Annotated in this window: 10 protein-coding genes, 1 tRNA gene and 1 pseudogene; all 12 read right to left on the bottom strand. The window is 58.1% G+C overall.

Going from position 1 to position 10,399, the window contains the following annotated elements; genetic code table 11:
• A pseudogene (locus JN12_RS08690) lies at window positions 1-190 on the bottom strand (IS1380 family transposase); the annotation flags it as partial.
• 112 nt (window positions 191-302) lie between these two features.
• On the bottom strand, window positions 303-437 hold the full coding sequence (locus JN12_RS21000) for a hypothetical protein (RefSeq protein WP_281287726.1): 135 nt from the start codon (window positions 435-437) through the stop codon (window positions 303-305).
• A 57-nt stretch (window positions 438-494) separates the two neighbouring features.
• Complete coding sequence (locus JN12_RS08685; RefSeq protein WP_145021241.1) at window positions 495-1,751, bottom strand: tyrosine-type recombinase/integrase; 1,257 nt, start codon at window positions 1,749-1,751, stop codon at window positions 495-497.
• A gap of 179 nt (window positions 1,752-1,930) precedes the next feature.
• A tRNA-Ser gene (locus JN12_RS08680) sits at window positions 1,931-2,018 on the bottom strand.
• A 335-nt stretch (window positions 2,019-2,353) separates the two neighbouring features.
• Entirely contained in the window at window positions 2,354-2,920 is a 567-nt protein-coding gene (locus JN12_RS08675; RefSeq protein WP_145021238.1) for a flavodoxin family protein, read from the bottom strand.
• A 118-nt stretch (window positions 2,921-3,038) separates the two neighbouring features.
• The gene (locus JN12_RS08670) at window positions 3,039-3,884 is read right to left on the bottom strand and encodes an FAD/NAD(P)-binding protein (RefSeq protein ID WP_145021235.1); all 846 of its coding nucleotides are present in this window, start codon (window positions 3,882-3,884) and stop codon (window positions 3,039-3,041) included.
• A 130-nt stretch (window positions 3,885-4,014) separates the two neighbouring features.
• On the bottom strand, window positions 4,015-5,019 hold the full coding sequence (locus tag JN12_RS08665) for a 4Fe-4S dicluster domain-containing protein (RefSeq protein WP_145021232.1): 1,005 nt from the start codon (window positions 5,017-5,019) through the stop codon (window positions 4,015-4,017).
• Window positions 5,020-5,080: 61 nt separating this feature from the next.
• A complete protein-coding gene (locus JN12_RS08660; RefSeq protein ID WP_145021229.1) occupies window positions 5,081-6,028 on the bottom strand; it encodes a 4Fe-4S dicluster domain-containing protein in 948 nt (315 codons plus the stop codon).
• Between the two features lie 114 nt (window positions 6,029-6,142).
• On the bottom strand, window positions 6,143-6,628 hold the full coding sequence (locus JN12_RS08655) for a hydrogenase iron-sulfur subunit (protein WP_145021225.1): 486 nt from the start codon (window positions 6,626-6,628) through the stop codon (window positions 6,143-6,145).
• 64 nt (window positions 6,629-6,692) lie between these two features.
• Window positions 6,693-8,690: a CoB--CoM heterodisulfide reductase iron-sulfur subunit A family protein gene (locus JN12_RS08650; protein ID WP_145021222.1), complete on the bottom strand. Its 1,998-nt coding sequence runs from the start codon at window positions 8,688-8,690 to the stop codon at window positions 6,693-6,695.
• A gap of 77 nt (window positions 8,691-8,767) precedes the next feature.
• Window positions 8,768-9,649 (bottom strand): CoB--CoM heterodisulfide reductase iron-sulfur subunit B family protein, encoded by an 882-nt coding sequence (locus tag JN12_RS08645; RefSeq protein WP_145021219.1) that lies wholly within the window; start codon window positions 9,647-9,649, stop codon window positions 8,768-8,770.
• A 33-nt stretch (window positions 9,650-9,682) separates the two neighbouring features.
• Window positions 9,683-10,267: a 4Fe-4S dicluster domain-containing protein gene (locus JN12_RS08640; RefSeq protein WP_145021217.1), complete on the bottom strand. Its 585-nt coding sequence runs from the start codon at window positions 10,265-10,267 to the stop codon at window positions 9,683-9,685.
• Between the last annotated feature and the right edge of the window lie 132 nt (window positions 10,268-10,399).

Here is a 10,399-nt window from a genome sequence, read left to right as displayed (position 1 = left end):
TCCCTTGAGCGAGAAGGGCACAGTAGCTCCTGATGATGTCGATGCCGGCGATCAGATCGCCTGGGGCATCCATGACTGCCAGGGCTGAAGAGAGGGACGTGAAACGGTTCAGGGCCAGCCCGACAAGGGCGATGCCGGAGTGGGAAGTGTAGAATTCTTCGTCGGACTGTTCGATCACAAAACGCTTCATGAATTCACCTGCCGGGTGAGTTTTTGTTGCATAGCAAAATAGCTTAATTATCAAAGAACTTCAAATGGTTACAGCTGGCAAATTTCAAATTGCTGAATTTGCCGTCACGGAGTCAGGTATATTCTTCCGGATCGGAGATATCCTTACCACGTAATTCAATGCTGGCAAGCAGCCACTTGGCTTCTTCTGCATTAATAAAATCAATCCGAGTATAGTGCTTATAGTCGGGTTTGATAATTTCACTCATAACATCCTCACAAGATCAGTATGCAAGTGGTAGCCATCCGATACCAAATATCAAGCGTTATGCAGTATTCACACGGAACGGTACCACCTTTGCCCCTGCCTTCAACCCATCCAGGTAGTCAGCCCACAATTGCATCATCTTCTTACGCTCGGCTAGATGAGCCGTCCTGTTATATGCCCTGCCATTTGCGTCTCTGACAGCATGTGCGAGTTGATGCTCGATCAGGTCAACCCGCTGCTGCAAGACTTCATCAAGAATAGTCCGAGCCATTGCCCGAAATCCGTGAGAAGTCATTTCACCTTTGTATCCCATGCGTGCAAGACCGGCGTTTGTCGCCATATTACTCATTGGTCTAGCATTTGAGCGAGCACAGGGGAAAACGAATTTACTGGTGCCGGTCAACGCTCGCAACCGTGAGAGAATTTCCACGGCCTGTCGCGACAAGGGCACGAGATGCTTTTCCCCTTTGCGATCTTCTTTGATCCGCTTTTTAAGTTTCAGCCGCTCAATGGGGAAATTCCACTCTGCTGCATCCAAGTCAAATTCCGACCATTCTGCGTTACGGAGTTCCCCCGGTCTTAAAAAAACCAACGGTGCAAGCTGCAATGCACTCTTTACCGTGAAGGTACCTGTAAAGTCATCTATTGCTCTTAGCAGCCCTGCGACCTCTTTTGGATCTGTGATTGCAGCATGATGTTTTTGGCTTCGTGGTGGCAATAATCCCTTTAGATCTGCTGTCCAATCACGTTCTGCTCTTCCTGAACCGACGGCATACCGAAATATCTGGCCGATGACAAACTTAACTCTATGAGCTGTTTCCAGGGCAACCGCTTCGATTATCTGCAATACTTTCAGAACGTCAGCGCCCTTAATATCCGCTATTGGCCTGGCTCCTATAACAGGGAACACATACTGTTCAAGCCGTCGTAGTACCCAATATGCGTGAGAGTCAGACCACGTAGGTGAAAATTTCTTGTGCCATTCCCTGGCAACGACCTCAAAACTATTTGTGTCTCCCTCGGTTGTTGCCGCCTTTTGAGCCTTCTTGACGTCGTTCGGATCAACCCCATTAGCGAGCAACTTCTTTGCCTCATCACGCCGTTGCCTTGCATCAGCAAGGGATATGGCAGGATAGGCACCAAATGCCACCGTCTTGCGTTTGTCGCCAAAACGGTAATCAAAGCGCCAAAGCTTTCCATTTGTAGGAGTAATAAGCAGAAACAGGCCGTACCCATCCATAAGCTTGTATTCTTTTTCTTTTGCTTTGGCATTTCTGACTTGGACTTCTGAAAGCGGCATAACCCGTTTAGGCATGGGATTTCCTCCTTTTTGGAGTCATCTTGTTTTGGAGTTTGGAGGTATATCACCAAAAATAACTCCATAACTACCGGATTGCAGTATACCAAACCGGATGTTACCGGACAAGGCAAAAGAAAAAGCCCTTGAATTTTCAAGGGCTTTTATCTTTAACCGGACATTGCCGGACTATTTTGTGGCGGAGAGGTAGGGATTCGAACCCTAGGTACGTTGCCGTACACCTGATTTCGAGTCAGGCACCATCGACCACTCGGACACCTCTCCGTGCTGGTTAAACTCTGCATTTAGCTGTTTTATTCCGATAAGTTAGCTTTCTGTAGATTCGCTGCTATCTGTTGCTACCGCTACTCATTTTTTGCTGTTTTTTGTATTCTAGTGCACCATTTTTCGACCGATTTGAACTGTAACATGTTGCCAAAAACGTAATTAGTAGAAGCTGCCTATATAACCTATTCCATTCGTAAATTCAACAACGGTTTTTATGACTCGGCTCTCTCGATAGCCATTTGCGGCACTTGGCAAATGACAATTTCGTCGTTCCGCGACGAGGTGGGCAACCCAGTTGAAAACCTTTCAAAAAATGCATTGGCAAAAAGAGATCAGCAGGCAATCCTCAGTGCAATCTCAGCCACCCGCTGCCCCAGAAGCGATGCCGTATCCCGGTCGCTTCTCGGCGGCGCGGCATCGCTCCCCAGGTCGATATTGGACTGGGCCATGGCCCCCAGATAGGAGCCGATGCGATTCAGGTCCGCCATGCTTCCGGTTGTGGAGTTGTTGCCGGGCAAAACCCCCAAACTCACCCAGAGCATGCCATGCTGAGCGGCAAAAATCGCCAGTTGCAGCAAAGTATTCAACTTGTCGCCGCTCTGACTTCCCGAATTGGTAAAGCCTGCAGCCAGCTTATCCTTCCACTTCTGCTCAGCCCAGAGCTTGGAGCTTGCCTCCATGAAGCGCTTGAAGTCGGCCGACGCGCTCCCCATGTAGGTTGGACAACCAAATATTATCGCATCCGCTCTGTTCAGATCATCCCAGTGCTTTTCCACCTCTGCGACCGGAAGGAGCAGAGGAGAAACCCCGTCAACCCGTTGCACCCCTTGCAGAACCGCTTTCGCCTGCACCTCAGTATGCCCGTAAGTACTGTGATAGACGATAACGACCGTTGGCATGGCTGGCTCCTTTCGTGCCGCTCATGCCAATAAATGTACCACGTTTACTGTCGCTCGCCACCGTCCACGGGGTGCAACCACCGCAGTTTTACGTGTCACTGCTTTTTCAGCACCAAATTCAGAACTCCTGCGGCATCGCCCTGACCTGCCTGGCGGTAAATACCGGGCCGTCCTTGCAGACATAGACGTTCCCCACGTTGCACCTCCCGCATTTGCCCAGCCCGCACTTCATCCGGTTCTCCAGGGTGGTGTAGATCTGCTCGTCCCCAAAACCGAGCCGCTCCAGCACCGGCAGGGTAAATTTAATCATGACCGGCGGGCCGCACACCAGGGCGATGGTGTTCTCGCTTTTGGGCGCCGACTCTTCCAGGATGGTCGGGACAAAGCCGACCTGTCCGTCCCAGTCGGGGCCGTTGCCGCCGGGGTCAACGGTCTTGACGAGATTCACGTCGCTTTGCTCCTGCCACTCCCTCAGTTCGTGCTTGTAGACCAGGTCGCTTTCCGTCCGGGCGCCGTAGACGATGGTGATGTCGCCAAATTTCTCCCGCTGGTCGAGACAGTTCCAGATGAGCGTCCGAAGCGGCGGCAGGGCGATGCCGCCTGCCACGAATACCAGGTTCCGGCCGTAGTACTCCTCGATGGGGAAGGAGTTGCCGTAGGGGCCTCTGACCCCGACGGTCTCGCCGACTTCCAGCCTTCTCAACGCCTCGGTGACCCGGCCGACGTTCCGAAAGCAGCATTCGATGTGCCCTTTCCTCGTGGGGGCCGAGGCGATGCAGAAGGTGGCTTCCCCATGGCCAAAGGCGGAGTATTCGGCGAACTGCCCGGAGCGAAAGCTGAAGCTCTCCCGCACTTGGTCATCCTGGAACTCCAGCCGCAGGGTCCGGACGTCCGGGGTTTCGTCGACGATGGCGGCGATGGTGGCGAGGTACGGTTTGTAGATGTTTTTGCTGTGATCACACATGGATTAAACCTTTACTTAATTCAACGCGAATGGACGCGGAAACAACCAGGAGAGACACGGACCAAGTCGTTCACATAGCGGTTTAAATCCGCGTCAATCGATTCCTGAATCCGCGTCATTGCGCGTTGAATTATTTCGTTGTTATCTCTTCCAATATGCCTGCGATGTCAATGCCGACCGGGCAGGCGCGGATGCAGCGGCCGCAGCCGGTGCACAGCGTCTGACCGAATTTGTCGTGGTAGTATTTGAATTTGTGCATGATCCGGTTGCGGTAACGCTTTTGCTGGACGTCACGGGGGTTGTGGCCGGAGGCGTGGTTGGTGAATTTCCCGAACCCGCAGGCATCCCAGTGTTTGCGCCGCTCCCCTTTTTGTTCCGTCCCTTCGTCGCTGATGTCGAAGCAGTGGCAGGCGGGGCATACGTACGCGCAGACCCCGCAGCCAACGCACCGTTCGGCGATGGTGGCCCAGAGCGGGTGCTCGAAGTTGTTGTCCAGCCACGCCTTGATCTTGGTCAGGTCGAGTTTGCCCAGCTGCGGTTCGGCCAGGGGGAGCGGTTTGCCCCCTTCTGCTTCCGTGAACAGCTCCCCATGGCGGGCCATGAGCCGGGTCCCCTTGTCGGTGATGGCCTGGCAGCGGTACCCTCCCCCTGCCAGCGGCAGGAGGAAGAGATCGCTCCCTTTGCCGTCGACCGGGGAGAGGCCGACGGCAGTGCAAAAGCAGGCGTCGTCAGCCGTGGTGCAGGCGATGCCGATGATGGTGGTTTTGTTCCGCCGTTCCAGGAAAAATTCGTCGTGATAGTCCCAGGAGAAGACGGCGTCCAGGACCGGAACGGCAGCGGCGTCGCAGGGACGGGCGCCGATGAGGACGGTCTCGGGGAGCTGCGTCAGGTCCACGTCGGTGACGGTTGTTGTCCCCTCCTGTTTGGCATAGGAGAGGATCTTCTCGCAGAGGGGAAAAAAGGTCTCTTTGGCGGAGCGGCGGGGAAGTTCCCCCGGGGCCAGCTCTTTGCCGCTTGTGAGCGGCTCGTAGAGGGTCATGGTGCCGGCTTGTTTCGGGCCGACGACCCGTTTCCCTTCTCTGACGAGGGTGTCGATGAGGCTGGCCAACTGCTGTTCGGTGATCGTTTTTGCCATATCGTTCCCTATAAGGGCGCGGTTGCCACGCCCTGGGCGGGGAAACCCCGCCCCTACGTGATCATTTGATGAAACTCTGGTCGTCGTCTTCCTTGTAAGAGGTAAGCGGTCCCTTTTCCTGCGGGGCCAGCCCGGCCTCGTAGGCGTACAGCTCTTTCAGCTCCTTGGCCATTTTCCGGTTGAGGAGGTTCAAGGGGATGTCCATGGGGCAGACCCGTTCGCATTCGGCACAGGCCGAGCATCTCCCGGCCAGGTGCATGGCCCGCACGATGTGCCAGGCACTGTTGCCGGCCGGCCGCGGGGTCGCTTCCACGGCCTGGGGGCGGTTGCGGTCGCACAGGCACTGCTCGCAGAAGCAGAAGGGGCAGACCTGCCGGCAGGCGAGGCACCTGATGCAGCGGGCAAAGTGGGCCTGCCAGTAGTCCCACCGCTCTTTGGGGGTCATGGCTTCGAGCTTTGCCAGTTCCGCGCTCTCCAGGTGGGGGAGTTCCTTGAGCTTGGGCAGGATGCCGGCAACGGCGTCGGTCCCGCGCGGTTCGTGGACTGTGCATTCCCGGCATTTCCGGGCTATGGTCGCCTCTGAGAGGGGCAGGCCCCGGTCGGCAGCGGCACTGTAGACGCCGGCGCAGGCGATGCCGATCAGGTGCACGTCGTCGCGCTTCAGCTGGTTTTCCCCCAGGAGCCCGGCCACGGCCCGCAGATCGCACCCTTTGGCAACGAGGGCGAGCGTACCCTTCCCTTTGACCTCTTGCTTGGCCCTGGTGAGGTAGAGGGCCAGGTTGTTGACGCAGGCCGGGGTAAAGATCAGTTGGTCCACCTGGTCGATGGCGGTGACGATTGCCGGCAGGGCAGTGTTGTTTCGCCGGCCGGCCCGGTAGCCGACCACGGCAGCCACCGAGCCTTCGCCCAGGAGGCGGATCGCCTCGCTGCGGATCGCTGCGGTGACGGCCTGGTAGTAGACGTCGTCCACCAAGGGGGTTACATCGAGTCTGGTTGTTGTGTTGTCCATAAAAAACCTTTTCAACCGCTGATGCACGCAGATAAACACCGATAAAAACAAACCTAAAGGTTTTATTTGCGTGCATCTGCGTTCATCTGCGGTTGCTTAAGATGTTTGTTGGCTTCAGATGCTCTCGTACGCCTCGTTGAGTTCCGGGGTGTTCAGTTTCCCGGACCAGCACTCCGCCTGTTCCAGTTCCCTGAATTCGGTGAGCGGTCCCATGCCCCTGACCCGCTCGGTGAGGCCGGTGACCATTTCCACCCATTTTCCCCCTTCGGCGGCCGAGACCCAGGAGAACTGCAGCCTCTCCAGGTCCACGCCGACGAATTCCAGCAGTTTCCGGAAGGCGGCGAACCGCCGCCTCGCGTGGTAGTTGCCGGCCATGTAGTGGCAGTCGCCCGGATGGCAGCCGGAGACGAGGACCCCGTCGGCACCTTTCTGGAACGCCCGCAGGATGAAGACCGGGTCGATCCGCCCGGTGCACGGGAATTTGAGCACCCGGACGTTGGGGGGATACTGCAGACGGCTGGTGCCGGCCAGATCCGCCCCGGCGTAGGTGCACCAGGTACAGACAAAGGCGGCTATCTTCGGTTCGAATGCGTGTTTCATAGGAATCCTGTTCGATGTTCGACGTTCGACGTTTTGTTTTTCAACCTCGAACATCGAACTGTTTTTATAACGCTTCTATCATCGCCATGATCTGCTCGTCCGTATAACCATCGAGCTCCACCGATTTCGACGGGCAGGTGGCCTGGCAGGTGCCGCAGCCGCCGCAGACGCCGGGGTTGACATAGGCGACGACTTTGATGAGGTTGCCGCTTCGGTCCCGGATCTCTTTCTCTTCCACGGCGCCGTACGGGCAGACCTTTTTGCAGGCGAGGCAGCCGGCGCAGTACCGATCAACGACCTTGGCGACGATCGGTTCCCGCTCCAGTTCGTCTTTCGCAAAGAGGGTCATGACTTTGGCCGCGGCCGCAGAGGCCTGGCTGACGCTGTCCGGGATGTCTTTCGGTCCCTGGCAGGCCCCGGCGAGATAAACCCCGGCCGTGGCGCACTCCACCGGTCTTAGCTTCGCGTGGGCCTCGGAGTAGAAGTTGTAGCTGTCGTAGGAGATGCCGAGCTTCTGGGCCAGGCTGTCGGCCCCTTGCCGTGCCTGGACGGCGGTGGCCAGGACGACCAGGTCGGCTTCGATCTCGACCTGGACCCCAACGGAGATGTCGCTCCCCATGACGACGATTTTGTCGTCTTTCTGGTAGAGGCGACTGACCATGCCGCGGATGTAGACCGCTTCTTCTTCCTCGACCGCCCGGCGCCAGAATTCGTCGTACCCTTTGCCCGGGGTCCGCGCGTCCATGAAGAAGACGTAGGCCTGGCCGTCGTGGACCTTGTGCTTGTAGAGCATGGTGTGTTTGGCGGTGTACATGCAACAGATCTTGGAGCAGTAGGAGATCCCTTTTTCCCGGGCTCTGGAGCCGACGCACTGGACAAAGACGATTTGCTTTGGTTCTTTGCCGTCGGAGGGACGCTGGATCTTGCCGCCGGTGGGGCCGGAGGCACTTGCCAGCCGCTCGAAGGTCATGCCGTCGATGACGTCCGGGAGGTTGCCGTGGCCGAATTCGCCGTACCCTTTGATGGGGGAGCCTTTGGGCTTTTCGCTGATGCTGTACAGTTCGAACCCGGTGGCGACGACGATGGCGCCGACCGGTTCAAGGATCAGCTCGTCTTCCCGGGTGTAGTCGACCGCGCCCGGGCCGCAGACTTTCTGGCAGACCCCGCATTTGCCGGTTTTGAACCAGGTGCAGTTCTCCCGGTCGATGACCGGGGTGTTCGGGACGGCCTGGGGGAACGGGACGTAGATGGCCGGCCTTGTCCCCAGGTCGCGGTCGAAGCTGTTTTTGATTTTCTTCTGCGGGCATTTGGCCATGCAGACCCCGCAGCCGGTACATTTGCCCATGTCGACGCTTCTGGCCTTTTTCCGGATGGTGATCCGGAAGTTGCCGATGTAGCCGTCGACCTGTTCGATCTCCGAGTAGGTGTGGAGGGTGATGTTCGGGTGGTTGGCGACGTCGACCATTTTCGGGGTCATGATGCACTGGGAGCAGTCCAATGTCGGGAAGGTTTCGGAGAGCTGGGCCATGTGCCCGCCGATGGAGGGCTCCCGTTCGACGAGGACGACCCGGTGCCCGCTGTCGGCGATGTCCAGGGCTGCCTGGATGCCGGCGATGCCGCCGCCGATGACCAGCGCCCGCTTGGTTACCGGGACCGTGATCGGGACCAGTTTCTTGTCCCGTTTTACCCGCTCGACGAGCATCCGGACGATGTCGCCGGCCTTTTTCGTGGCTTCGGCCTTGTCCTCGTGGACCCAGGAGCAGTGCTCGCGGATGTTGGCCATTTCCACCAGGAACGGGTTGACGCCGGCCGCCTGGGCGGCCTTGCGGAAGGTTTTTTCGTGCATCCGCGGGGAGCAGGCGGCGACGACGATCCCTTCCAGGTTATGGTCGGCGACGGCCTTTTTCAGCAGGTTCTGCCCCGGGTCGGAGCACATGTATTTGTAGTCGGTAGCCAGGGCGACGCCGGACAGCTTCCCGGCCTCGGCCGCTACCTTCTCCACATCCACGGTGCGGGAGATGTTCTCTCCGCAGTGACAGACAAAAACGCCAATTCTGGACATGTATGCGTTCCTTGTAGGGGCGGGGTTTCCCCGCCCATTTTCCACATTGTTCCAACCAGGGCGGAGAAACCCCGCCCCTACAGCAGGTGCTTTGCCTTCAACAGCGGCACCGGGTTCGTGATCATGCTGTCAAAGCCGAGTTTCCCCGGCGCTACGCCGGCCGCCAACGCCAGGAGCTGGGTCATGTAGAAGACCGGCATACCGTACCGCTCGCCGCTGGCTGCTTCGATCTCCTGCTGCCGGATGTCCAGGTTGCCGTGGCACAAGGGACAGGCGACCATGAGGCAGTCGGCACCGGCCCGTTTGGCCGAGGCGAGGATCTCGCCGGAGAGTTTCAGGACCACGCCGGGACGCGACAGGGTGAAGTTGGCCCCGCAGCATTCCAGCCGGTGGCTCCAGCTGACGGTCTCGGCACCGGCCGCTGCGATGACCCGCTCCATGATGGTGGGGGCTTCGGTGCAGTCCAGTTGCGGGACTTCCGGCGGCCGGGTCAGGAGGCAGCCGTAGTAGCAGGCGATCTTAAGGCCGCTTAGCGGTTTCTGGACGGCGGCGGCCAGCTGTTCCAGACCGAGGTCGCCCGCCAGGATCTCCAGCAGGTGTTTGACCGGCTTCCCGATGGCCAGCGGGGCGTCCAGGGCATATGCCACCTGCCGCCGTTTCTCCTCGTTCCCCGCCAGGGTGTGCTGGGTGGTCTTCAGCCGCGAGAAGCAGGCCGCGCAGGCCACCGCCAGGTCACCCTCTACGCCGGTGGCCAGCTCCAGGTTCTTGGCGCACAGGGAGAGCGATAGCAGTTCGTCAACGTTGTGCGCCGGCGTGGCCCCGCAGCAGAGCCAGTCCGGTACTTCGACAAGCCCGATCCTGAGCGCCTTGAACAGCCCCCGCGTCGATTCGTCGTATTCTTTCGCCGAGGCGTGCAGGGAGCAGCCGGGATAGTAGGAGTAACTCAGTTTATGTTTCATCGTTATTGTCTTTCCGCCTTTACCAGTCACGAGTCACGAGTCACCGCCTTTAAGACGCAGCTCTTCGATCCGGCTGAAGATCTTTTCGATCTCAGGGAGGTTCCGGTTCTTTTGGTGGAACATCTTCAGCTTCCCCTTGGTGAGCAGTTTCGGACCCAGCATGAAGTCCTTCAGGAACTGGCCGCTCTTCATGTTGAACACCGCGGCCAGCCGCATTTCGTACTGCCGGCCGTAGCTCCGGATGTTCTCGATGAACAGCCGGTTCGCCAGCTGCACGTAGCTCTCCTTGGACGGGCCGTCGGCATCCCAGGAGAGCTTGCGCAGGGCATCCATGATCGCCGCCAGGTCAACCTTGTTCGGGCAGCGGGTCGTGCAGGTCTCGCACGAAGCGCAGTACCAGATGCTCCGTCCCGCCAGTACCCGTTCAAACTGCCCCAGCTGCAACAGCCGCACGATCCGGTTCGGCGGGTGCTCCATGAACGACCGCATCGGGCACCCCGCCGAGCACTTCCCGCACTGGAAACACCGCCGCACAGAACTCCCCGACAGCTTCTCAACTTTCTTCACAAAATCGAGATTCATCGTCGTCTGAGACAAGGTCATCTTGGTGTGCTTCATTGAAACTCCATTTCCTGCTCCGTTGCCGGGAGAAAGGCTTGAGCAGGCACGTGAAACAATCTGAAGGGGGGTATTGGAGGATGATCGAGGCTTCTGTTTATTGTTGCTAAAACATTAAAGACAACTACTTGT

It is taken from the genome of Geobacter argillaceus (assembly GCF_007830735.1).
In the GTDB taxonomy this organism is placed as follows: domain Bacteria; phylum Desulfobacterota; class Desulfuromonadia; order Geobacterales; family DSM-12255; genus Geomobilibacter; species Geomobilibacter argillaceus.
The sequence above is the reverse complement of the archived record's forward strand: the minus strand, read 5'-3'. Positions and strand labels throughout refer to the sequence as shown.

Excerpts from the sequence above, each read along its gene's own strand:
- JN12_RS08665 (WP_145021232.1), bottom strand. The coding sequence starts at position 5,019 with ATGGCAAAAACGATCACCGAACAGCAGTTGGCCAGCCTCATCGACACC.
- JN12_RS08655 (WP_145021225.1), bottom strand. The coding sequence starts at position 6,628 with ATGAAACACGCATTCGAACCGAAGATAGCCGCCTTTGTCTGTACCTGG.
- JN12_RS08645 (WP_145021219.1), bottom strand. The coding sequence starts at position 9,649 with ATGAAACATAAACTGAGTTACTCCTACTATCCCGGCTGCTCCCTGCAC.
- JN12_RS08660 (WP_145021229.1), bottom strand. The coding sequence starts at position 6,028 with ATGGACAACACAACAACCAGACTCGATGTAACCCCCTTGGTGGACGAC.
- JN12_RS08675 (WP_145021238.1), bottom strand. The coding sequence starts at position 2,920 with ATGCCAACGGTCGTTATCGTCTATCACAGTACTTACGGGCATACTGAG.
- JN12_RS08670 (WP_145021235.1), bottom strand. The coding sequence starts at position 3,884 with ATGTGTGATCACAGCAAAAACATCTACAAACCGTACCTCGCCACCATC.
- JN12_RS08650 (WP_145021222.1), bottom strand. The coding sequence starts at position 8,690 with ATGTCCAGAATTGGCGTTTTTGTCTGTCACTGCGGAGAGAACATCTCC.
- JN12_RS08640 (WP_145021217.1), bottom strand. The coding sequence starts at position 10,267 with ATGAAGCACACCAAGATGACCTTGTCTCAGACGACGATGAATCTCGAT.
- JN12_RS08685 (WP_145021241.1), bottom strand. The coding sequence starts at position 1,751 with ATGCCTAAACGGGTTATGCCGCTTTCAGAAGTCCAAGTCAGAAATGCC.
- JN12_RS21000 (WP_281287726.1), bottom strand. The coding sequence starts at position 437 with ATGAGTGAAATTATCAAACCCGACTATAAGCACTATACTCGGATTGAT.